The organism is Streptomyces sp. NPDC005805, assembly GCF_040630445.1.
Classification (GTDB): domain Bacteria; phylum Actinomycetota; class Actinomycetes; order Streptomycetales; family Streptomycetaceae; genus Streptomyces.
On sequence record NZ_JBEXXN010000011.1, the window covers coordinates 60,292 to 82,304 of the forward strand.

At 73.0% G+C, this 22,013-nt stretch carries 17 protein-coding genes, 1 pseudogene and 1 riboswitch; of the genes and pseudogenes, 12 read left to right on the forward strand and 6 right to left on the reverse strand.

The genetic code is table 11. The annotated features are described in order from the left end of the window. The first annotated feature begins 210 nt into the window (after positions 1-210). The 5 genes from ABZ457_RS08925 to ABZ457_RS08945 all read left to right on the forward strand — a co-directional run bounded on the left by ABZ457_RS08925 (position 211) and on the right by ABZ457_RS08945 (position 5,742). Entirely contained in the window at positions 211-1,515 is a 1,305-nt protein-coding gene (locus tag ABZ457_RS08925) for an HD-GYP domain-containing protein (RefSeq protein WP_359155610.1), read from the forward strand. Continuing rightward, positions 1,512-2,945 (forward strand): metal-dependent phosphohydrolase, encoded by a 1,434-nt coding sequence (locus tag ABZ457_RS08930; RefSeq protein WP_359155483.1) that lies wholly within the window; start codon positions 1,512-1,514, stop codon positions 2,943-2,945. The genes ABZ457_RS08925 and ABZ457_RS08930 overlap by 4 nt, the downstream gene beginning before the upstream one ends. 116 nt (positions 2,946-3,061) lie before the next feature. Further along, positions 3,062-4,063, forward strand: coding sequence for a hypothetical protein (locus tag ABZ457_RS08935; protein ID WP_359155485.1), 1,002 nt, complete (start codon positions 3,062-3,064; stop codon positions 4,061-4,063). A gap of 119 nt (positions 4,064-4,182) precedes the next feature. Continuing rightward, positions 4,183-4,818 (forward strand): peptide deformylase, encoded by a 636-nt coding sequence (def, locus tag ABZ457_RS08940; protein ID WP_359155487.1) that lies wholly within the window; start codon positions 4,183-4,185, stop codon positions 4,816-4,818. A gap of 186 nt (positions 4,819-5,004) precedes the next feature. Next, complete coding sequence (locus ABZ457_RS08945; RefSeq protein WP_359155489.1) at positions 5,005-5,742, forward strand: D-Ala-D-Ala carboxypeptidase family metallohydrolase; 738 nt, start codon at positions 5,005-5,007, stop codon at positions 5,740-5,742. 101 nt (positions 5,743-5,843) lie between these two features. Here ABZ457_RS08945 and ABZ457_RS08950 read toward each other — a convergent pair whose 3' ends face one another. Then, the gene (locus tag ABZ457_RS08950; RefSeq protein ID WP_359155491.1) at positions 5,844-6,854 is read right to left on the reverse strand and encodes a ribonucleotide-diphosphate reductase subunit beta; all 1,011 of its coding nucleotides are present in this window, start codon (positions 6,852-6,854) and stop codon (positions 5,844-5,846) included. Between the two features lie 98 nt (positions 6,855-6,952). Then, the gene (locus ABZ457_RS08955; RefSeq protein ID WP_359155494.1) at positions 6,953-9,322 is read right to left on the reverse strand and encodes a ribonucleoside-diphosphate reductase subunit alpha; all 2,370 of its coding nucleotides are present in this window, start codon (positions 9,320-9,322) and stop codon (positions 6,953-6,955) included. A 135-nt stretch (positions 9,323-9,457) separates the two neighbouring features. After that, positions 9,458-9,596: riboswitch (cobalamin riboswitch) on the reverse strand. Between the two features lie 157 nt (positions 9,597-9,753). On the opposite strand from ABZ457_RS08955, the pseudogene ABZ457_RS08960 reads away from it, so the two are divergent. Beyond that, positions 9,754-10,077 (forward strand): annotated as a pseudogene (locus ABZ457_RS08960) (Uma2 family endonuclease); the annotation flags it as partial. Between the two features lie 73 nt (positions 10,078-10,150). On the opposite strand, the gene ABZ457_RS08965 reads toward ABZ457_RS08960, so the two are convergent. From ABZ457_RS08965 to ABZ457_RS08975, 3 genes are all read right to left on the reverse strand, one after another. Beyond that, on the reverse strand, positions 10,151-10,339 hold the full coding sequence (locus tag ABZ457_RS08965) for a YbdD/YjiX family protein (protein ID WP_359155612.1): 189 nt from the start codon (positions 10,337-10,339) through the stop codon (positions 10,151-10,153). 38 nt (positions 10,340-10,377) lie between these two features. Further along, positions 10,378-12,591: a carbon starvation CstA family protein gene (locus ABZ457_RS08970; RefSeq protein WP_359155496.1), complete on the reverse strand. Its 2,214-nt coding sequence runs from the start codon at positions 12,589-12,591 to the stop codon at positions 10,378-10,380. Between the two features lie 181 nt (positions 12,592-12,772). Beyond that, entirely contained in the window at positions 12,773-13,756 is a 984-nt protein-coding gene (locus ABZ457_RS08975; protein ID WP_359155498.1) for a helix-turn-helix transcriptional regulator, read from the reverse strand. A 221-nt stretch (positions 13,757-13,977) separates the two neighbouring features. On the opposite strand from ABZ457_RS08975, the gene ABZ457_RS08980 reads away from it, so the two are divergent. Next, positions 13,978-14,916 (forward strand): aldo/keto reductase, encoded by a 939-nt coding sequence (locus ABZ457_RS08980; protein WP_359155500.1) that lies wholly within the window; start codon positions 13,978-13,980, stop codon positions 14,914-14,916. A 118-nt stretch (positions 14,917-15,034) separates the two neighbouring features. Here the strand turns inward: ABZ457_RS08980 and ABZ457_RS08985 are convergent, their stop codons facing one another. Further along, positions 15,035-16,228 carry an endonuclease/exonuclease/phosphatase family protein gene (locus ABZ457_RS08985; RefSeq protein ID WP_359155502.1) on the reverse strand — a complete coding sequence of 398 codons (1,194 nt, stop codon included), beginning with the start codon at positions 16,226-16,228 and terminating at the stop codon, positions 15,035-15,037. A 168-nt stretch (positions 16,229-16,396) separates the two neighbouring features. Here ABZ457_RS08985 and ABZ457_RS08990 point away from each other — a divergent pair, with 168 nt between their 5' ends. The 5 genes from ABZ457_RS08990 to ABZ457_RS09010 are packed head-to-tail and all read left to right on the forward strand — an operon-like array spanning position 16,397 to position 21,990. Next, on the forward strand, positions 16,397-17,581 hold the full coding sequence (locus ABZ457_RS08990) for a glycosyltransferase family A protein (protein WP_359155504.1): 1,185 nt from the start codon (positions 16,397-16,399) through the stop codon (positions 17,579-17,581). Beyond that, positions 17,578-18,621: a lysylphosphatidylglycerol synthase domain-containing protein gene (locus tag ABZ457_RS08995; protein ID WP_359155506.1), complete on the forward strand. Its 1,044-nt coding sequence runs from the start codon at positions 17,578-17,580 to the stop codon at positions 18,619-18,621. Before ABZ457_RS08990 ends, ABZ457_RS08995 begins: the two co-directional genes overlap by 4 nt. Beyond that, positions 18,608-20,008, forward strand: coding sequence for an aminotransferase class III-fold pyridoxal phosphate-dependent enzyme (locus ABZ457_RS09000; protein WP_359155508.1), 1,401 nt, complete (start codon positions 18,608-18,610; stop codon positions 20,006-20,008). The genes ABZ457_RS08995 and ABZ457_RS09000 overlap by 14 nt, the downstream gene beginning before the upstream one ends. Then, on the forward strand, positions 20,002-21,039 hold the full coding sequence (locus ABZ457_RS09005; protein ID WP_359155510.1) for an NAD-dependent epimerase/dehydratase family protein: 1,038 nt from the start codon (positions 20,002-20,004) through the stop codon (positions 21,037-21,039). Before ABZ457_RS09000 ends, ABZ457_RS09005 begins: the two co-directional genes overlap by 7 nt. A gap of 9 nt (positions 21,040-21,048) precedes the next feature. After that, on the forward strand, positions 21,049-21,990 hold the full coding sequence (locus ABZ457_RS09010; RefSeq protein WP_359155512.1) for a UbiA prenyltransferase family protein: 942 nt from the start codon (positions 21,049-21,051) through the stop codon (positions 21,988-21,990). The last annotated feature ends 23 nt before the right edge of the window (positions 21,991-22,013 follow it).

The following is a 22,013-nucleotide window of genomic DNA, read 5'->3' on the forward strand; positions in this document are numbered from 1 at the left end:
CGGAGCTGTGTCCGGAGCTGTGTCCGGAGCCTCGCGGTCGCGCCCGGGCGCACACCCGGGGCCCGCGCTCCCGTGTCACCCGTATGTGCTAACGACTCCCGTACCGGCCCGGGCCGCTCCCGCAACTGGCTAGCGTGACGCGGGAGTCGAGGAGGCACGGTGGTCACGGCGATACCCAGGGCGGTGTACGCCGTCGTCGCGGCCGCCGTCCTGACCGCGGCCGCCTGCGCCGCGCCCGCCCCGGCCGACCGGGCCGTGTCCTGGGCGGCGGTCGGGCTGCTCGCCGCCGTCCACGCGGCGGGCGAACTCCCCGCCCGGCTGCGCCGGGGCGGGATTCCGGCCGCCGGGTCCGGGTCCTTCTTCCCGGTGCTGCTCGCCGCCGCCTTCCTGCTGCCCCCGGCCGCCGCCGCCCTCGTCGCCCTGCCCGGGGCCCTCCTCGGGCCCGCCGAGCCGCCCGCGCTGACCGTCCGCCGCGCCTGGCGCGCCGCCCGGCTCGCCCTCGCGGTCTGGGCGGCCGCCGGGGTCTTCCGCGCGACCGGCCCCCGGCACGCGCCGGGCGCCCCGGACTTCCCGCAGGTGCTGCTGCCGGCGCTCGCCGCCTCCCTGGCGTTCTGCCTGGTCCTCGCCCTTCTCGACGGGTTGGTCCGCGCGGCCGCCGACCCCGCGCCCCGGCCGGTCCGGCGCCTCCTTCCGCCCCTGGCACCCGCGCCGCACTGCGTGCACGGGCTCGCCGGGCTGATGACGGCCGTCCTGTGGCAGGGGCCGTACGGGCCGCCCTCCGCGCTCCTCGTCCTGCTGCCCATGCACCTGTCCTGCTGGGCCTTCGCCCAGTACCACCGGGAACGGGCCGCCCACCGGGCGACCATCCGCGCCCTGGTCCACGCCGTCGACCTCAAGGACCGCTACACCCGGGGCCACAGCGAACGCGTCGGCCGGGCCTCCGTGCTCATCGCCCGGGAACTGCGGATGGCCGAGGAGAGGCTGGAGACCATCCGCTTCGCCGGCATCCTGCACGACGTCGGCAAGCTCGGCGTCCCCACCCGGGTCCTGCGCAAGGACGGCCCGCTCACCCCGGAGGAACGCCGGGTGATCGAGCTGCACCCGGAGTACGGACACGAGATCGTGCGCGGTATCGCCTTCCTCGACGAGGCCCGTTCCGCGATCCTCCACCACCACGAACGCCTCGACGGCAGCGGCTACCCGTACGGGCTCGCCGGGGACCGGATCCCCGAACCGGCCCGGATCGTGGCCGTCGCCGACGCCTTCGACGCGATGACCTCCACCCGCTCCTACCGGCGCGCCCGCCCGGTCCCGGTCGCGCTGGAGGAGCTGAGGCGCTGCGCCGGGACGCAGTTCGACCCCCGGATGGTGGACGCCCTGGTGCGCGCCGTGCGGCGGGACGGCTGGGAGACCTCGGTCACCTCGGACGAGGCGCTGCCCGCCGGGCCGGTGCCGCCCGCCCGGTCCCGGCACGCGGCGCGGGCCCGCCCGCGGCGCGGGGTGCGCAGCGGATGAGGCCGCAGCGGACCGGGCGCGAGCGGACCAGGGCGCCGGGCCGCCACCGCCACGGCCGACGGGGCCCGGCCCGCGGGGGAGCCGGGCCGGCCGGCCGGGCCGTCGCCGCCGCCGTGCGCTCCGCCGCCTGGGCCCTCGCGCTGCTCGCCCTGGTGTGGACTGTCCGGGACGGGCTCGACCGGCCCGCCCTGGCCCTCGCCTTCGGCACGTTCGTCGCCGTCGGCGAACTCGCCCGGTGGGACAGGGGTGACAGGGGGGCGGACAGTGGCGCGCGCACCGGCGGCCCGGGGGCCCTCCGGGAACCCGCGCCCCTGGGCGCCGCCGGCGCGCTCGCGTACGCCCTCCTCGGTGAGTGCGCCGGGCGCGCCACCGCCCACGGTGTCCTCCAGACCGTGGCCGTGGTCCTCGCGGGGGCGCTGGTCGGGGCCGTGCCCCGGGTGGCGCGCGGGGACGAGGCCGTCGCGGACCATCTCGCCCGGCGGGTGCTGACCACCGCCTTCGCCGCCGTCTGCTTCCAACCCCTGCACCAGACGGGCGCCTTGGACCGCGTCCTCGGACACGGCCCGGCCTATGTCCTGTTCCTCGTCCTGCTGCTGGGGCTCACCGCCCTCTGCGACGCCGTGCTCGCCGCGGCCCTGGCCGCCGCCCGGTCCGCCGGACCCTTCGGCCCGGCCCTCCGCGACGAGCTGCGGGCCCTCGGCGGCACCGGGAGCGCCGTCTGCGCCACCGGGGCGGTGACCGCGCTCGCCACCGCCGTCGCGGGACTGTGGGCGCTGCCCGTCCTCTGTCTGCCGCTGCTGCTGACCCAGGTGTCCTTCCGCCGGTACGCGGCCGTGCGCACCACCTACCGGCAGACCATCTCCTCCCTCGCCCGGGCCACCGAGATCGCCGGTCACACCCCGCCCGGTCACGCCCACCGGGTGGCCGAACTCAGCGTCGCCGTGGGGCGGGAACTGCGGCTGTCCGCCGGGGAGCTGGCGGTGCTGGAGCAGGCCGCGCTGATGCACGACATCGGGCAGCTCTCCCTCGTCGACCCGGTGCCCAGGGGCGCCACCGCCCTGCTGGCGCCCGAGGAGCAGCGGCGCATCGCCCTGCTCGGCGGGGCCGTGGTCCGCACCACGGGGGTGTCCGCCGCCGTCGCCGCCGTGGTGGAGCGGCAGGCCGACCCGTACCGTGAGCAGCCGCTGCCCGCCAGGATCGTCCGGGCGGCGAACGCATACGAGGACCTGACCCAGGGAAGCGGAGGCAGTGCGGACGGGGCGCTGGCCGCGCTGGAACGGCTGCGGCTGGGGACCGGGCACGACTACGCCCCGGCCGTCGTGGAGTCCCTCGCCCGGGTCCTGGGCAGGGTCCGGCCCGCCCGGTCCCCGGTGGGGCAGGGCTCCGGGACCGGCCCCGGAACGGGTCTGGGCCCGGTCCCACCGGGGTAACCCATGGGTAATGAGCGAGCCCCCGACCGGGCATGGTTGGATGCGAAAGAAGGCTTGGAAGCAGGCAGACAGGCATGCGTCGGGGCAGTGGCCCGAGCGACCGGCAGGCGGGAAACGTGAGGATCTTCGGGAAGGTACGGCATCGGCCGTCCGCCTCGTGGCGGCAGGCCACGGACCGCGCGTTCACGCTGATCGGCGACGGCCGGTACGAGGACGCGGGCGCCCTGCTGACCAGGGCCGCGGATCTGGAGCCCTGGCTGTCGGAGTCCTGGTTCAACCTGGCGCTGCTGCACAAGTTCCGCCACGACTGGGAGCAGGCCCGCGCCGCCGGGCTGCGGGCCGTCGCCCTCCTCGACAAGGAGACCGGCGCCCCGGACTGGTGGAACGTCGGTATCGCGGCCACCGCCCTCCAGGACTGGCCGCTGGCCCGCCGCGCCTGGCAGGCGTACGGGCTGAAGGTGCCCGGCAGCCCCGCGCGCTCCGGTGCCCCCGGCGGCTCCAACGGCGAGCCGGTCGGCATGGAGCTGGGCAGCGCGGCCGTGCGGCTGTCGCCCGAGGGCGAGGCCGAGGTGGTGTGGGGCCGCCGGCTGGACCCGGCCCGGATGGAGGTCCTGTCCATCCCGCTGCCGTCCTCCGGCCGCCGCTGGGGCGAGGTCGTACTGCACGACGGGGTGCCCAACGGGGAGCGCACCACCAGCGCCGGCCCGTCCTTCCCCGTCTTCGACGAGATCGAGCTGTGGGCCCCCTCACCCGTCCCCACCTGGGTGGTGCTGCTGGAGGCGGCCACCGAGGCGGACCGGGACGCGCTGGAGAAGCTGGCCGCGGACGCCGGGTTCGCCGCCGAGGACTGGTCCTCCTCGGTGCGGCTGCTGTGCCGGTCCTGTTCCGAGGGGAGCATGCCCAGCGCCGAAGGCGAGGGCGAGCACCTGGACCCGCACGACCACAGCGAGCCGGGCCACCCCGGGCCGCTCGGCCACCGCACGGCGGGCGACCTCTGGTCCCCGGAGCGCGAGTGCGGGATAGCGGCCCCCGCCGGTCTGGTGCGCGGGCTGCTGGACGGCTGGGTCGCGGACAGCCCGGACACCCGCGAGTGGCGCGATCTCGAAGAAGTCTGCTGACGCCTGCCCGTAGGCTGTACGGACACAGCGTGACCGGCACCGGTTCCGGGCGCGCGTCGGGCATCGGGTACACCGGGCACCTCGGGTACTTGCGGTAGTGAGAAGGGCGTACGGCTGACATGGCGTCGCAGCAGGGGACGGACCTGAAGGTCGACGAAGAGGGCTTCGTCGTGGACACCGAGGAGTGCGAGGAGCGTGAGCTCGCCCACCGCGAGCGCGGCACCTCCCGCCCGATCACGGTCGTGGGCAACCCCGTCCTCCACAAGGAGTGCAAGGACGTCACCGAGTTCGACGAGAAGCTCGCCGCGCTCGTCGACGACATGTTCGCCAGCCAGCGGACGGCGGAGGGCGTGGGCCTGGCCGCCAACCAGATCGGCGTGGACCTGAAGGTCTTCGTCTACGACTGCCCGGACGACGACGGGGCGCGGCACACCGGTGTGGTGTGCAACCCGGTGCTGGAGGAGCTGCCGGCCGAGCAGCGCAGCCTCGACGACTCCAACGAGGGCTGCCTCTCCGTCCCGACCGCCTACGCCTCGCTGGCCCGCCCCGACTACGCGGTGGTGCGCGGCCAGGACCTGCGGGGCAACCCGATCAAGGTCCGCGGCACCGGCTACTTCGCGCGCTGCCTCCAGCACGAGACGGACCACCTGTACGGGTACCTCTACATCGACCGGCTCTCCAAGCGGGAGCGCAAGGACGCGCTGAAGCAGATGGCCGAGGGCACCCCGCGCTACCCGGTCGTCGCCAACGACTGAGCCGGGCACCGCCGTTGCCGGGGCTCCGCTCGCCGAGCGGGGCCCCCGGGTCTGTCCGGGCCCGTGGCGAAGGCGGTCACCGGATCGTCATTGGGCGGACAAATGGCAGTGGCCCGGGCGCTGTTGACGCGCGTCGACCGTCCCGTCAGTCTCTCCCGTACACCGCCTTCACAGCAGGGAGACGCAATGCTGAGACGAACGGCTCGCCTTCTCTTGTCTGTTGTCATGCTCACGGTTGCCGCGTTGACCGGGGTGGTGGCCACGGCCGGCTCCGCGCAGGCCGACGGCTGCTACACCTGGTCGCGCACCCTCTCCCAGGGGGCGAGCGGCGCGGACGTCACCCAGCTCCAGATCCGGGTCGCCGGCTACCCGGGCACCGGCGCGGTCCTCGCGATCGACGGCTCCTACGGGCCCGCCACGGCCGCCGCCGTCAAGCGCTTCCAGTCGGCCTACGGGCTCGCCGCCGACGGCGTCGCCGGGCCCGCCACCTTCAACAGGATCTACGCCCTCCAGGACGACGACTGCACCCCGGTCAACTTCAGCTACGCCGAGCTGAACACCTGCAACTCCACCTGGGCGGGCGGTGCGGTGAGCGCGGCCACCGCCAAGTCGAACGCGCTGCGCACCATGTGGAAGCTCCAGGCCCTGCGGCACGCCCTCGGCGACCAGCCGATCCGGGTGACCAGCGGCTTCCGCTCCACCGCCTGCAACAACGCGGTCGGCGGGGCGTCCAACAGCCGCCATCTCTACGGGGACGCGGCCGACCTCGGCGCCGGGCCGCACACCCTGTGCCGGCTCGCCCAGGCGGCCCGCAACCACGGCTTCAACGGCATCCTCGGCCCCGGCTACCCGGGCCACAACGACCACGCCCATGTCGACCACCGGCCCAGCCGCTACTGGTCCGCGCCCTCCTGCGGCATCTGACCTCCTGCGGCATCTGACCTCCGCGCGGCCCCGCGCAGACGCCGGCGGCCCGCACCCTCTGTGACAAGGGGTGCGGGCCGCCGCCCGGTGCGCGGGCCGGATCAGAAGTCGTCGTCGAAGCCCACCGAGCCCTCGACCGCCACCTGGTAGGCGGACGGCCGGCGCTCGAAGAAGTTCGTCAGCTCCTGGACGCCCTGGAGCTCCATGAAGGAGAACGGGTTGGACGAGCCGTAGACCGGCTTGAAGCCCAGCCGGGTCAGGCGCTGGTCCGCGACGCACTCCAGGTACTCGCGCATCGACTCGGTGTTCATGCCCGGCAGACCGTCGCCGCACAGGTCACGGCCGAACTGGAGCTCCGCCTCGACGGCCTCCCGCAGCATGTCGACGACCTGCTGCTCCAGCTCCGCGTCGAAGAGCTCCGGCTCCTCCTTGCGGACGGTGTCCACGACCTCGAAGGCGAAGTTCATGTGCATCGTCTCGTCCCGGAACACCCAGTTGGTGCCGGTGGCCAGGCCGTGCAGCAGACCGCGCGAGCGGAACCAGTAGACGTAGGCGAAGGCGCCGTAGAAGAACAGGCCCTCGATGCAGGCGGCGAAGCAGATCAGGTTCAGCAGGAAGCGGCGGCGGTCCGCCTTGGTCTCCAGCCGGTCGATCTTCTCGACCGAGTCCATCCACTTGAAGCAGAACTGCGCCTTCTCACGGATGGAGGGGATGTTCTCCACCGCCGCGAAGGCCGCGTTGCGGTCCTCGTGGTCGGGCAGATAGGTGTCCAGCAGCGTCAGATAGAACTGGACGTGCACGGCCTCCTCGAAGAGCTGGCGCGACAGGTACAGGCGCGCCTCCGGGGAGTTGATGTGCTTGTAGAGCGTGAGGACCAGGTTGTTGGCCACGATCGAGTCGCCGGTGGCGAAGAAGGCGACCAGCCGGCCGATGAGGTGCTGCTCGGCGGGCGTGAGCTTGGCGAGGTCGGCCACGTCGGAGTGGAGGTCGACCTCCTCCACGGTCCAGGTGTTCTTGATGGCGTCCCGGTAGCGCTCGTAGAAGTCGGGGTAGCGCATCGGGCGGAGGGTCAGCTCGAATCCGGGGTCGAGCAGGTTCTGCTGGTCAGTCATGGCGTACCGGCGCGGGCGCGCCGTCCTTCCGGGTGGGTGGTGCGGGAGGGGGTGTCCGGCGGTTCGGGGCCGGACACCCCCGGGGGGCGGTCGGGTGCCTACTGGCACGCCTCGCAGGACTCGGGGTTCTCCAGGGAGCAGGCCACGGCGTCCTCCGGCGTCGCCTGCACGGGCACCGGGACCGGGGCGGCGGCCGGGGCGCCGGACGCGGCGCGGGCGATCCGGGTGGCCGGACGGGAGCGCAGGTAGTACGTCGTCTTCAGGCCCTGCTTCCAGGCGTACGCGTACATCGAGGAGAGCTTCCCGATGGTCGGCGTCTCCAGGAACAGGTTGAGCGACTGGCTCTGGTCCAGGAACGGCGTCCGGGCGGCCGCCATGTCGATCAGACCGCGCTGCGGGATCTCCCACGCCGTGCGGTACAGCGCGCGGACGTCCTCCGGGACCCAGGTGAAGCCCTGGACCGAGCCGTTGGAGTCGCGCAGCGCCTCGCGGGTCTGCGCGTCCCACACGCCGAGCTTCTTCAGGTCCTGCACCAGGTAGGAGTTGACCTGGAGGAACTCGCCGGAGAGGGTCTCGCGCTTGAACAGGTTGGAGACCTGCGGCTCGATGCACTCGTAGACACCGGCGATGGAGGCGATCGTCGCGGTCGGCGCGATGGCCAGCAGCAGCGAGTTGCGCATACCGGTCGCCGCGATCCGCGTGCGCAGCGCCGCCCAGCGCTCGGGCCAGGTCAGCTCCGCGTCGTAGTGGTCCGGGTGCAGCACACCGCGGGCGGTGCGGGTCTCGGCCCAGGCGGGCAGCGCGCCGTTGCGCTCGGCGAGGTCGCAGGACGCCTCGTACGCGGCGAGCATGATCCGCTCGGCGATCTTCGTGGAGAGGGCCTTCGCCTCGGCCGAGTCGAACGGCAGGCGCAGCTTGAAGAAGACGTCCTGGAGGCCCATGGCGCCCAGACCCACCGGCCGCCAGCGGGAGTTGGAGCGGCCCGCCTGCTCGGTCGGGTAGAAGTTGATGTCCACCACGCGGTCCAGGAAGGTCACCGCGGTGCGCACGGTCTCGTCCAGGCGCTCCCAGTCGATGTCACCGGTGGCGGTGTCCACGAACGCGCCCAGGTTCACCGAACCGAGGTTGCACACGGCGGTCTCGCCGTCGTTGGTGACCTCCAGGATCTCCGTGCAGAGGTTCGAGGAGTGGACGACGCGGCCGGGCTCGGCGGTCTGGTTGGCGGTGCGGTTGGAGGCGTCCTTGAAGGTCATCCAGCCGTTGCCGGTCTGCGCGAGGGTGCGCATCATACGGCCGTACAGCTCCCGGGCCGGGAGGGTCTTGCGGGCCAGGCCCGCGGCCTCGGCCTTGCGGTAGGCGGCGTCGAACTCGGCGCCCCACAGGTCGACCAGCTCGGGCGTGTCGGCGGGGGAGAACAGCGACCAGTCGGCGTCCGCCTCGACCCGGCGCATGAACTCGTCCGGGATCCAGTGCGCGAGGTTGAGGTTGTGGGTGCGGCGGGCGTCCTCGCCGGTGTTGTCGCGGAGCTCCAGGAACTCCTCGATGTCCGCGTGCCAGGTCTCCAGGTAGATCGCGGCCGCGCCCTTGCGTCGGCCGCCCTGGTTCACGGCGGCGACCGAGGCGTCCAGGGTCTTCAGGAACGGGACGATGCCGTTGGAGTGGCCGTTGGTGCCCCGGATGAGCGAACCGCGGGCGCGGATGCGGGAGTACGACAGACCGATGCCGCCCGCGTGCTTCGACAGCCGCGCGACCTGGTGGTAGCGGTCGTAGATGGAGTCCAGCTCGTCCAGCGGGGAGTCCAGCAGATAGCAGGAGGACATCTGCGGGTGCCGGGTGCCGGAGTTGAAGAGGGTGGGGGAGGAGGGGAGGTAGTCGAGCCGGCTCATCAGGCGGTAGAGCGAGGCCACTTCCTCCAGGGCCCGCACCGACTCGTCCTCGGCGAGGCCGGCGGCGACGCGGAGCATGAAGTGCTGGGGGGTCTCGATCACGTTCCGGGTGATCGGGTGGCGCAGCAGGTAGCGGCTGTAGAGGGTGCGCAGACCGAAGTAGCCGAAGCGGTCGTCGGCCTCGGTGTCGATCAGCGCGTCGAGCCGGGTGGCGTGCGCGGTGGTGAACGCGGCGGTCCGGTCGGCGATCAGGCCCTCGCGGTGGCCCACGGCGACGGAGGCGGAGAACGACACGGCGCCCTCACCCGCGGCCTCCTGGGCGATGGTGATCGTGAGCAGGCGGGCCGCCAGCCGGGAGTACGCGGGGTCCTCGGAGATCAGCCCGGCGGCCGCGTCGGTGGCGAGGGAGCGCAACTCCGCCTCGTCCGACCCGGCGTGCCGGCCGCGCAGGGCGGCGGCGGCGACCCGGCCGGGGTCGGTGTCGGGCAGGTCGGCCGTCAGTTCGGTCAGGGTCCGCAGCAGTGCGGTACCGGGGCCGTCGTGCTGGACGGCTGAAACCGGATCGGCGGGCGCGATGGTCACAGTGGTGCTCTCCCTCGCTCGGCTCGGGGCCGGCGGGAGGGGGCGGCCGCGCGCACGGGCCCACGGAAACGGGCACACGCGTGCACGGCGTCCACCGGCCCAACCGCGAGGCCCGGACGTCTGGCGCCCGGGTCGGTCGACCGGGCGACCGTCGGCAGGTCTTCGGACTCGCGGGCAGCGCACAGCACACCGCTCACCGTTGCGGGACAGTCCCGGATTCGCACCGGATTCCCCTGCGTCGACAGCGAGACGAGCATACATGTGGGGGCGGCTCGATGGCTCACCCCCCACATGTTGTGTCTCCGTGTCGGGAGCGACGGGAAACGAACGGCCCCGCCCGCCCCGTGAACGACCCCGCGGAGGGTACCCGGCGCCGCTATCGTGGCCCTTGAGGGGAGGGTCCATGACCGTGACCACCGACCGCCCGCACCCCGGACGGCTCCCTGGCGCCGAGTGAAGCCTTCGTCGGTCAGGGCGAGTGGGCGGACCCGGACCAGGTGCTGATGGTCGTCGAGGTCACCATGTACGACTCGGACACCGACGGACGCGACCGGGTGGAGAAGCCCCGTGCCTACGCCCAGACCGGCATCCCGCTCTTCCTGCTGATCGACCGCGACAGCTGCGAGGTCACGGTGTACAGCCGGCCCGACGGCGTGCGGTACGAGAACGCCCGCACGGTGCCGTTCGGCAAGGACCTCGAACTGCCCGCGCCGGTGGACATCACCCTGGCCACCGAGCAGCTCAAGGACTGGGTGCACTACCCGACGGCGAAGGGCCGCCGCTCCCCGGTGGAGCGGCGGCCCTTCGGCGTGATCGGGTGCGCGGAGGTCAGCAGCAGCGGAAGCCGTTGCGGGGGTCCGCCTCGCGTTCGTCCATGCGGGCGCGTTCGAAGGCGCGGCGGGACAGCACGGGGGCCGCGGGGTCGTGGGCGCGGGTGTGGGCGACATAGCGGTCGTAGACCGTCTCGCCCGACACCTCGCGCACGTACCAGCGGATCCAGGCCACCGCGCGCCGCAGCCGGCCCCGGGTGTCCGTGCTCGTGCCCGCCGCGGCCGTCACGGCCGGCCGCTTCCGGTGGTCTCGTTCTCCGAGGAGCTTGCGGGGGCCGGCACGCCCGCGCCCACCGCGGCCAGTTCGGCCTTCTCCTCGGCGGTCGGGAACAGCCCGTCCGGCGCGACGATCTTCGACTTGACGTACGGGGTCTCGGCGAGGCGCACCCCGTCCGGGTCGCTGATGGCCTTCCAGCAGACCCGGCCCGCGTCGGCCAGCACGATCAGGATGAGCACGGCGAACAGCGCGCAGAGCACCCCGTCCACGGTCGAGTTGGTGACGATGGTGTGCATGTCGTCCATCGACTTCGCCGGGGCGAGCACCTCGCCGGAGTCGATGCCGGCCTGGTACTTGTCGCGCTGGGCGAAGAAGCCCACCTTCGGGTCGCTGGAGAAGATCTTCTGCCAGCTCGCGGTGAGGGTGACCGTCGCGTCCCAGGCGAGCGGCACCGCCGTCACCCACGCCCACTTCAGACGGCCGGACTTGACCAGCAGGGTGGTGCAGACCGCGAGGGCGACCGCCGCCAGCAGCTGGTTGGCGATGCCGAACAGCGGGAAGAGCTGGTTGATGCCGCCGAGCGGGTCGTGGACGCCGACCCAGAGGAAGTAGCCCCAGCCGCCGACCACCACCGCGCTGGCGAACCAGACGCCGGGCTTCCAGCTCACCTGCTTCATCGGCTTGTAGACGTTGCCCAGCATGTCCTGGAGCATGAACCGGCCCACCCGGGTGCCCGCGTCGACCGTGGTGAGGATGAACAGGGCTTCGAACATGATCGCGAAGTGGTACCAGAACGCCTTCATGCCCGCGCCGCCGATCACCGCGGCGAAGATCTCCGACATACCGAGTGCGAAGGTCGGCGCGCCACCCGTGCGGGAGAGCAGGCTCGCCTCCTCGACGTCCTTGGCGGCCTGCGCCAGCAGATCCGGTGAGACGGTGAAGCCGAAGTTGGCGACGGCCTGGGAGGCGGAGTCCACCGTGGTGCCGATGACACCGGCGGGGGAGTTGATCGCGAAGTAGAGCCCCGGGTCCAGGATGCTCGCGCAGATCATGGCCATGATGGCGACGAAGGACTCCGTCAGCATCGCGCCGTAGCCGATCATCCGGACCTGGGTCTCCTTCTGGATCATCTTCGGGGTGGTGCCCGAGGAGACCAGGGAGTGGAAGCCGGAGAGCGCGCCGCAGGCGATGGTGATGAAGACGAACGGGAACAGCGACCCGGAGAAGACCGGCCCCTGCCCGTTGCTCGCGAAGTCGGTGATCGACGGCATCTTCAGCACCGGCGTCGCGACGATCACGCCCACCGCGAGCAGCACGATGGTGCCGATCTTCATGAAGGTGGAGAGGTAGTCGCGCGGCGCGAGCAGCAGCCAGACCGGCAGCACCGACGCGAAGAAGCCGTAGACCACCATCCAGATGACCAGGGTGCCCGGCTCCAGGGTGAAGAAGTCCGCGAGGGAGGAGTCCGCGACCCAGCCGCCCGCGACGATCGCCAGCAGCAGCAGGGCGACGCCGATGACGGAGACCTCGGAGACCTTGCCCGGCCGCAGGGTGCGCAGGTAGACACCCATGAACAGGGCGATCGGGATGGTCATGCCGATGGAGAACACGCCCCACGGGGAGTGCGCCAGGGCGTTCACGATCACCAGGGCCAGCACCGCCAGCAGGATGATCATGATGATGAACACGGCGAGCAGGGCGGCGGCGCCGCCGAACGGGCCGATCTCGTCCCGCGCGATCTGGCCCAGTGAACGGCCGTCCCGGCGGGTGGAGAAGAACAGGGTGACCATGTCCTGGACCGCGCCGGCGAAGATCACGCCCACGACGATCCAGATGGTCCCCGGCAGATAGCCCATCTGCGCCGCGAGGATCGGGCCGACCAGCGGTCCGGCGCCGGCGATGGCGGCGAAGTGGTGGCCGAAGAGCACCCGGCGGTCGGTGGGGTGGAAGTCGACACCGTTGTCCAGGCGTTCGGCCGGGGTGGCTCTGGTCCGGTCCGCCTTCAGTACGCGGTACTGGATGAAGCGCGCGTAGAAGCGGTAGGCGATGGCGTAGGACCCGAGGGCGGCCGCCAGCATCCAGACGGCGGAGATCTCCTCGCCCCGGGACAGGGCCAGCACGCTCCAGCCGACCGCGCCCACCAGAGCGACGAGGACCCAGACCGCTATGGACCGCGGATTCAGGTTCCGCCGCGGTGTCTTCGTTGGTGCCGGCTCTGCCATGGTGTGGCTCCCGTCCCGTGTGATCACCCGTAACGCGCAGGAAATCTAGGCGACCTGCCCCTTGGGCGGAACCCCGGCTCGAATAACGGACAAGTGACGACCGCCGGGCGCTCCCGGGCGACCGTTCGTCGCTCCGGAGCGGCCGTTCGTCTCAGCGCCGTGCGGTCTTCCGGACGGGTTTTCAGAGCCAGCCCTCCTTGGCCGCCCGGACGCCCGCCTCGAAGCGGCTGCGCGCGCCCAGCCGGGACATCAGTTCCGAGCTCATCCGGCGGACCGTGCGCAGGGAGACCCCGAGCCGGCGGGCCGCGATCTCGTCGGTGCTGCCGATGCCCAGGAGGAGCAGCAGTTCGCGCTCCTGCGGGGAGAGCTGGTGCTCGTCGCGGCGGGGGGTCTCGCCGAAGGGGGTGCCGGACTCCCAGAGCTGGTCGAAGAGGACCACCAGCGCGTTGACCAGGCCGCCGCTGCGCACCTCCAGCGCCCCGGCCCGCCCGTCCTCCGGGTCCATGGGCACCAGGGCCGCCTTGCGGTCGATGATCACCATCAGCATCGGGACCACCGGCACCGTGCGCGCCGCGCCGCCCAGATCGCAGTACCAGCGCACGTATTCGAGGGTGGGCGGGTCGTTGCGGAAGCTCTCCTGGTAGATGGAGCGGATGCGGACGCCCCGGGCGAGGGCCAGTTCGTCCAGGGGCTGGCTGGCGTCCATGGTGTCGGGCAGCTGGGCGCCACCCGGCAGCAGGGAGAGGCACTCGGAGCGGGCCGTCGCCGCCAGGGTCTCCAGCCGTTCGCGGACGGCGTCCACCCCGTGGATGCGGTCCACGATGTCGTGGCGGAAGGCCCGCCCGCCGCCGTCCGCGAAGCCGGCGAGGATCTCCTCCACCGCCCGTTCGGCCTGCTCCACCTGCCGTCTGCGCTGGTTGAGTTCGGCCTCGGCGCGGGCGAGCAGGAAGGAGAACCCGACCTCCGGGTTGGCCGGGGAGACGGCCCCCGACTCGTCCTCCATCGCCACCAGCTTCGCGTCCGCGAGACCGGTGAGGGCCGCGCGGACCTCCGCCTCCGTCCAGCCGAGGTGGCGCGCCATGTCCGCCACCGCGTAGTCGGGCCGTTCGAGCATCAGTCGGTAGGCGATCTCCGCCGACTGCTGTATCCCGAGCGCCTCCAGCAACGTGTCCCCCCGAGTGCCGACTCCGTCGTGCTCTGCCGTGACCGTCCGTGCCCTGGTGTGCGGGCCCTGTGATGCTATGCCGGGTACGGGTTTCAGGACTAGACCAATCATGTCCAGCATGTGACATCACCGTGCGATTCCGTGAAACACCCCTGTGGGCCGCCTTGTTGATCCAAGATGGTCTAGTCCAAAGCCCGTCTGTGTGAGTAAGGACTGCATCCATGGCGATCCCGCAGCGCACCATCGCTCTCGGCGCCCTGCCGTTCGGCACCACCGTCGACGAGAAGACCTCGTACGCCGTGCTCGACCGCTTCACGGAACTCGGCGGCACGGTGATCGACACCGCCGACAACTACGCCTTCTGGGTCGACGGCGGCACCGGTGACGAGAGCGAGGACGTGATAGGCCGCTGGCTCGCGGACCGCCGCAACCGGGACCAGGTGGTGCTCGCCACCAAGGGCGGCGCCCGGCCCGCCACCCCCGGCACCGGTCTGGAGAACGCCGAGGGCCTGTCCGAGAAGGCCGTCCGCGCGGCCGTGGAGGCGAGCCTGCGGCGGCTCGGCACCGACCGCGTCGAGCTGTACTGGGCCCATATCGAGGACCGGGCCACCCCGCTCGCCGAGACCGTGGCGGCCCTGGCCGACCTGGTGGACGGCGGCAAGGCCGGGGAGCTGGGCGTCAGCAACCACGCCGTCTGGCGGGTCGAGCGGGCCCGCGCCCTCGCCGGCGACCGGCCGCGCTTCACCCACCTCCAGTACCGCTACTCCTACCTCCAGCCCCGGCTGGACATGGCGCTGCCCTCCTCCGCCCATGTGCACGTCACCCCCGAACTCCTGGACTACGTACGGGCCGAGGGGGAGCTGCGGCTGTGGGCCTACAGCTCCCTGCTGGCCGGCGGCTACACCCGCGAGGACGTCGAGGTCCCCGGGGCGTACGACCACCCGGGCACGCCCCCGCGCCTCGCCGCGCTCCGGGAGGTGGCCGGGGAGCTGGACGCCACGGTCAACCAGGTGGTGCTGGCCTGGCTGCTGGACCACGACCCGGCGGTGCTGCCCGTGGTCGGGGCCAGCCGGGTCGCCCAGATCGAGGAGGCGATGGGGGCGCTCGACCTGCGCCTCGACGCGGACCAGCGACGCCGGCTGGACGAGGCGGGCGTCTGAGGCGGGTGCCCCGCGCGGGCGCCTGAGGGGGGCGCTCCGCGCGGGGCGCCCGGTGTACGGGGGCCGCCGCGTCCCGGGCCGCCGAGGAGGGGTGGCCGGGGACGCGGCGGGACGGGTGTCAGCCGTGGGCGGGTCCGGACGGGCGCGTGAGGGAGACGGTCAGTTCCTGGCCGCGGTGGTCGGACAGGCCCTCCGGCGAGGTGAACGCGTAGCGGTGAACGGCCAGTTGCTCGTCGGTGAACGTCCAGTCCAGCCGCCACAGCCCCGCCCCGCCCGCCTTCCAGGTGCCCGGCAGGAAGGAGCCGGAGGCCGGGAGGGCGTCCCGGAAGGTGGCGCGCAGGCCGTCCAGATCGCCCATCGCCGGGGTGGTGTTGAAGTCCCCGGAGATCAGCACCGGACGCGGGTTGGCCGCCGCGTCCCGCCGCAGCGCCGCGTAGTGGTCCCGCCGTTCGCGGTCGCTGTCCCGGATCACCCGGTAGAAGTCCGGGCTCAGCGGGCTGCGCAGGACGTCGAGCTGCACGGGGACGTGCACGTTGTAGAAGGAGACCACCGTGCCCCCGACGTCGATGTCCGTGCGCAGCACCTTGCCCCGCTCGAACCGCTCCCGCCAGGGCGTCCGCGCCGTCAGCCCGCGCGCCTGCCCCACCGGCGGCCGGGCGACGATCGGGTAGCGGGAGAGGGTCACCAACTCGCCCAGCACGGCGATGTGGTGGGCGGGGAACTCCCGGCGGAGCCGGTCCAGCCGGTCGATCGGAGCCGGTCCGCCGTCCTCCCATGCCAGGTACTCCTGGAGGAGGTAGACGTCCGCGTTCCGGGACGCGAGATGGCGGTGGAAGGCGTCGGGGTCGTCGGTGGTGTCCCAGTAGAGCGTGTTCCAGGAGTAGACCGTCAGGGCGCCGGCGGGGGCCCGGTCGGGGCCGCCGCCGGGGGTGAGGGCGGCCCAGTTCAACCCGGCCCGGGGGACGGCCGCGACCAGGAGCAGCGCCAGCACCGGGACCAGGGCCCGGCGCACCCGCCGGGCCGGGCGGGCGAGGCAGCAGGCCAGCAGCACCAGGGGGACCAGGGGCAGCAGCGGCGGCGGCGCCAGATCCGGGAGCAGCCACACCCACCAACGGCCGCTGAGCACCGGGCCGGCCGCGCTGAACGCCGCCCAGAGGGCGGTGGCCGCGACCAGCAGACGTGCGGTGCGCGGCAGCTCCCGCCACCGGGCCCGGAGCCCCCGGAGCCCCGGGGGCGGCCACCGTGAGCGTCCGGGGCGGGCCGCGTCCGCCACCGGGGACACGGGCTCGGCGGCGACGCCGGAACGGGACATGGGCACCCCTCGCGGAAGGTCTCGGCGGCCCTCCCGCCGAGCTGTGGCCGGGAACGCTAGCAGGCTCCAACTGACCTTTTTGACGGGGGAGTTGGCTGGTCACGGCGATCCCGTCCGGCGATACGCAACCGATATCCGGCCAATACGCGAGCCCGGTGGACTGGGCCCATGACGCAAACCGTGTCGGTCGTCATACCGGCCTACAACTCCGCCCGCACCCTCGACGCCTGCCTGCGGTCCGTCTACGCGCAGACCCACCCCGTCCACGAGGTCATCGTCGTGGACGACGGCAGCACCGACGCCACCGCCGAGATCGCCCGCCGCCATCCCTGCACCCTGCTCGGCGGCGGCGCCAACCGGGGCGTCTCCGCCGCCCGGAACGCGGGCATCGCGGCCGCCACCGGAGAGGTGCTCTTCTTCCTCGACTCCGACGAGGCCCTGACCCCGGACTCGGTGGCCGCCGCGCTGGAGCTCCTGCGCGCCGATCCCGGACTGGGCTGTGTGCACGGGGTCATCGCCCCGGAGCCGCTCTTCGACGACGGGCCGGTCGAGCACTACAAGGTGCTGCACGCCTACTGGTGGCGGGCGCGGGGCGCGGGCGAGGTGGAGACGGCCTTCTTCGCCCAGGCGGCCGTGCCGCGCGCGGTGTTCGACCGGCTCGGCGGCTTCGACGAGAGCATGCGCGATTCCGAGGACCTGGAGTTCAGCGACCGGCTCGCCCCGCACTACCGGATCGTCCTCACCGAGCGGGTGACGGCCCGGCACGACGAGGAGCACCGGCTCGGACCGCTGCTCGCCGAGACCTACCGCCGGGCGCTGCTCCTGGTGCCCGCGCTGCTCTCGGCGCGCCGGGGCGGTCGGAGCAACCTGACCGCCAACAGCCCGGCCTCGGTGCTCGCGGCGGCCCTCTTCCTCGGGTCCCTGCCGGTGGCGCCCTGGCTGCCGCCGGCCCTCGCCGCGGGGCTGCCGGCCGCCGGGCTGCTCGCCTTCGGGCTGGCCAACCTGGGGCTGCTGCGGTTCGCCGGGCGGCGCAGGGGCGCGGCCTTCGTGCCCTTCTTCGCGGGCGTCCATCTGCTCACGCATGCCGCGCTGCTGGCCGGGGCGGCGGTGGGCGGCCTCCGGGCGGCGGCACGGGCCGTCGCGCCGCGCGCGGCCCGGCGCGGCCCGGCCCCGCGCGGCGGGGAGCGGGGCGGCGATGCCCGGGGCGACGCCCGCCGCGGCGAGGTCAGGGCCCAAGAGCAGGCCCAAGACCAAGAGCAGGCCCAAGACCAAGACCAGGACCAAGACCAGGACCGAGACCAAGACCAGGACCGGGACCGGGACCAGAACCGGCGGGCGGTGGCCGGGCGATGACCGAACGGCTCCGCAGGATCCTCACCCCCGTCATCGTCGTGGCCGCCCTGATCGGCGTGTACGTGGTCGTCCGCGGCGAAGGCCCCACCGCGGCACGGGCGTTCGCCCGCGCGGAGGCGGTCCCGCTGCTCCTCGCCTCCCTCCTCGCCAATATCGCCGGGCTGGTCCTCGCGGTGCACGCCTGGCGGGTCCTCGTCCCCGGCGAGCACCCGATCCGCGGTCTCTACGCGGCCCGGATCTACTTCCTCGGGCAGCTCAGCAAGTACGTGCCCGGCCGGGTCTGGGGCGTGATCACCCATGTCGCCCACGGCCGCGCGGTCGGGGTGCCCGGCTCCCAGATGGCCTCCGCCTACGTCCTCAGCCTGGCCCTGACCCTGCTGACCGGCGCGGCCGTCAGTCTCGCCGCCGCGCCCGCCGCGCTGCCCGGCCAGTGGGGCTGGCTCTGCCTGCCGGCGCTGTTCTTCCTCGCCGCCACCGTGCGCCCCGCCCTGGTCACCCGGCCGGTCGCGGCCGTCGCCCGGCTGGTCAAACGGCCGGTCGAGACCCCGCCGGACGCGGCGGTCCGCCGGGCCGTCCTGCTGGCGGTCGCCTCCTGGACCGCGTCCGGACTGCATCTGTGGCTGCTGGCGCTGGCGGTCGGCGCGCCCGCCTGGGCCGGACTGGGCGCGGGGGTCGGCGGGTTCGCGCTGGCCACCGTGGTCAGCAGCCTGGCCGTGATCGTGCCCGACGGGTGGGGGGTGCGGGAGCTGACCATCACGGCCGCCCTCGCCACCGTGCTGCCCGGCGGGCTGGCCGCGGCGGTCGCGATCGCCAGCCGGGTGGTCTGCGTCCTCGCCGAACTCGGCAGCGCGGGCCTGGTGCTGGTCCTCTCCCGGCTGCGCGGCACCCCCGCCCCCGTACCCGTCCCGACCCGGGAGCCGGCCCCGGAGCCCGCCCCCGTCACCCCGGCCCCCGAGCCGGCCCCCACCCCCACCGCCCCTGCCGTCCCCGCCCCGCACACCCACGCCCTCTCGATGGGAGAAGCCCGTGTACACCCTTGACGACGCCGAGAACCTCCAGGTCGGCGAGGTCCACGACCTCTACCGCCGCTATGTGAACAAGAGCCAGGTCTCCCTGATGACCTCCTTCGGCTTCGGCCGCGAGCTGGTCACCAGCGCCGAGGGCGCCTACCTCACCCTCGACAGCGGCCGCCGCGTCCTCGACATGACCGGCGGGGTCGGGGTCCTCAACCACGGCCACAACCACCCCCGCATCCTCGCCGCCCGCGAACGCTTCGCCCGTGAGCGGCGGATGGAGGTCCACAAGACCTACTTCTCGCCCTACCTCGCCGCCCTCGGCCACAACCTCGCCGAGGTCCTGCCCGGCGACCTGAACATGTCCTTCCTGCCCAACTCGGGCGCCGAGGCCGTCGAAGGGGCCGTCAAGCTCGCGTACAAGTACCACAAGGGCCGGCGCAACACCGTCCTCCGCGCGGACTGCGCCTTCCACGGCAAGCTCCTCGGCTCCGGCGGACTCACCGGCCAGGCGCAGTTCGGCTTCCCCACCATCCCGGGCATCGACACCTTCCGCTACGGCGACCTCGGCTCCGTCAAGCGCGCCGTCGCCGCCCACCCGGACGACGTGTACGCCATCCTCATCGAGCCGTTCAGCGCCTCGACCATCCAGTGGTGCTCCGAGGAGTTCCTGCGCGGGCTGCGCGAGCTGTGCGACCGGGAGAAGATCGTGCTGATCTTCGACGAGATCTACACCGGCTGGGGCAAGACCGGCAGCCTCTTCCACTTCATGCGCTACCCGGACCTCATCCCGGACGTGCTCACCACTTCCAAGTCCTTCGGCGGCGGCAAGTCCTCCATCTCGGCCTTCGTCGCCCGTGAACCGGTCTTCCGCAAGGCGTACGACAACCTCGGCGACGCCCTCCTCCAGTCCACCTCCACCACCTACTACGGCTTCGGCGAGGAGTGCGTCACCGCCCTGGAGGCCGTCAACATCGCGATCGAGGACGACTACCCGGCCCGCGCCCGGGCCCTGGGCGCCGTCCTGGAACCGGGCCTGGAGCGCCTGGCCAAGGAGTTCCCCGACGAGATCGGCCGGGTCGCCGGCGCCGGCGCGCTGTGGGGCGTCTTCATCGACGGCGGCCCGCGCGTCCTCGACCTGGTCGCCAAGCTCGCCCCCGGCGGCATGGCCCGTGACCCCCGCTTCAAGACCAAGCTGGTCACCTGCGCGGTGATCAACGCCCTCTACGAGGACCACGGCATCTACGCCTACTACACCCTCAACGGCCTCAACCCGCTGATCATCGGCCCCTCCCTGGTCACCGAACCGGTGGAGGCCGAGCGCACGGTCGACGCGCTGGGCGAGGTCCTCGACCGCGGGCTGACCCCTCTGGTCGCCCGTTTCATCAAGCAGAAGGTGAGCTCCCAGTGGTGATCACGATCACCGGCGCGGCCGGCATGCTCGGCTCCCGGCTCGTCGAACGGCTCCTCGCCGAGGGCCACCAGGTCCGCGGGGTGGACCTCCGCCCCGGCCCCGGGGTGGAGTTCACCGGGGACATCCGCGACCGGGCCCTGATGGACCGGGCCCTGGACGGCGCGGACGTCATGATCCACGCGGCCGCCGCCCTGCCCAGCTACCCCGACGAGCTGATCCGCTCCATCATCGTCGGCGGCACCGGGAACGTCTTCGCCGCCGCCGAGGCGGCCGGCACCCGCCGCGTGGTGCACATCTCCTCCACCGCCGTCTACGGACTGCCGACCGTGGTCCCGACCCCGGAGGAGTACCCCCGGGAACCGGTCGACACCTACAGCCGCGCCAAGGCGGCGGCCGAGGAGGTCGCGGAGCGGTACCGGGCCACGGGCCTCTGCGTACCGATCCTGCGCCCCAAGACCTTCGTCGGGCCGGGCCGGATGGGCCTGTTCTCCATGCTCTTCGAATGGGCCGAGGAGGGCCGCAACTTCCCCGTCCTGGGCAAGGGGAACGTCCGCATCCAGATGTTCGCCGTGGACGACCTGGTCGACGCCGTGGTCACCGTCCTCGCCGCCTCCGACGAGATCGCGAACGACACCTACAATCTCGCCGCCGCCGAATTCGGCACCCTGCGCGAGGACTTCCAGGCCGTGCTGGACGCCGCCGGCCACGGCAAGCGGGTCGTCGGCCTCCCCGCCCGCCCCGCCCTCGCGGTCCTCAGCGCCCTGCAACGGCTGCGGCTCTCCCCGGTGTACGGGCGGCTGCTGCACAAGCTGATGGACGACTCCTACGTCAGCATCGACAAGGCCAAGGCCCGGCTCGGCTTCACCCCCCGCCACTCCAACGCGGACGCGGTGCTGCGCACCTACGACTGGTGGCGCACCGCGCGGCACGCCGCCCCGCCGGAGAGCGCCGGCGGCCGGGCCACCTCGGGCCGCACCAGCCGGGACCCCTGGAAGCAGGGGCTGCTGTCCGCCGCGAAGATCTTCTTCTGAGAGGGCGTCATGACCGATCTCCAGGATCTGACCGAAGCCACGGAAGCGACGGAAACCACGGAAACCACGGAAAGACCCCCGGCCGCCGCACCGGCCCGCACCGGGCGGCTGCCCGCCCCGCTCGCCCTGGTCCGGCCGGGCCAGTGGCCCAAGAACCTCGCGGTGGTGCCGCTGCCGCTGCTCGGCGCCGGCTGGCACCCGGACACCGGACTGCGTGTCCTGCTCGCCACCGCCGCCTTCGTCCTCGCCTCCTCGCTGGTGTACGTCCTCAACGACATCGCCGACGTGGAACGCGACAAACGCCATCCGGTCAAGCGCCGCCGGCCGCTCGCCTCCGGGCGGATGAGCATGGGGTCCGCCGTCATCACGGCCGTGGTACTCGCCGCCCTGCTGGCCCCGGCCCTGGCCGTGCTGGGCACCGGCACGACCGCCGTGGTGCTGCTCTACCTCGCCGTCAACGGGGCCTACAGCTTCAAGCTCAAGCATCTGCCGCTGCTGGACGTGTTCGTGGTGGCGACCGGCTTCGTACTGCGCCTGATCGGCGGTTACCAGGCGGCGCACCGGCCGGTGGAGGTGTGGCTGGTCCTCACCGTCCTCGTCGTCTGCCTGGTCCTGATCCTGGGCAAACGCCGGCACGAGCTGGGGGTCTCCGGCACCGGGCACCGCCCCGCGCTGGTCGGGTACTCGGCCCACTTCCTCGATCTCGTCCTGGTCCTCTGCTCGGCCCTCACGATGATCGGCTACCTGATGTATCTGCGCACCGAGTCCGGCTTCGGCGACCTGGCCCTGCTCACCGTGCCCTGCGCCCTCTTCGCGCTCTTCCGCTACCTCCAGGTCGTCGTGGTCGACGGCGGGGGCGGCGAGCCGGTGCGCACCCTGCTCCGGGACCGGACCATGCTCGCCAACTCCTCGGTCTGGGGCGCCCTGCTGCTCCTGCCGACCCTTCTCTGACCCCCGCCCGCCCCGCCCGCACC

Excerpts from the sequence above, each read along its gene's own strand:
- ABZ457_RS08945 (WP_359155489.1), top strand. The coding sequence starts at position 5,005 with ATGCTGAGACGAACGGCTCGCCTTCTCTTGTCTGTTGTCATGCTCACG.
- def (WP_359155487.1), top strand. The coding sequence starts at position 4,183 with ATGGCGTCGCAGCAGGGGACGGACCTGAAGGTCGACGAAGAGGGCTTC.
- ABZ457_RS08990 (WP_359155504.1), top strand. The coding sequence starts at position 16,397 with ATGACGCAAACCGTGTCGGTCGTCATACCGGCCTACAACTCCGCCCGC.
- ABZ457_RS08980 (WP_359155500.1), top strand. The coding sequence starts at position 13,978 with ATGGCGATCCCGCAGCGCACCATCGCTCTCGGCGCCCTGCCGTTCGGC.
- ABZ457_RS09010 (WP_359155512.1), top strand. The coding sequence starts at position 21,049 with ATGACCGATCTCCAGGATCTGACCGAAGCCACGGAAGCGACGGAAACC.
- ABZ457_RS08930 (WP_359155483.1), top strand. The coding sequence starts at position 1,512 with ATGAGGCCGCAGCGGACCGGGCGCGAGCGGACCAGGGCGCCGGGCCGC.
- ABZ457_RS08985 (WP_359155502.1), bottom strand. The coding sequence starts at position 16,228 with ATGTCCCGTTCCGGCGTCGCCGCCGAGCCCGTGTCCCCGGTGGCGGAC.
- ABZ457_RS08995 (WP_359155506.1), top strand. The coding sequence starts at position 17,578 with ATGACCGAACGGCTCCGCAGGATCCTCACCCCCGTCATCGTCGTGGCC.
- ABZ457_RS08970 (WP_359155496.1), bottom strand. The coding sequence starts at position 12,591 with ATGGCAGAGCCGGCACCAACGAAGACACCGCGGCGGAACCTGAATCCG.
- ABZ457_RS08950 (WP_359155491.1), bottom strand. The coding sequence starts at position 6,854 with ATGACTGACCAGCAGAACCTGCTCGACCCCGGATTCGAGCTGACCCTC.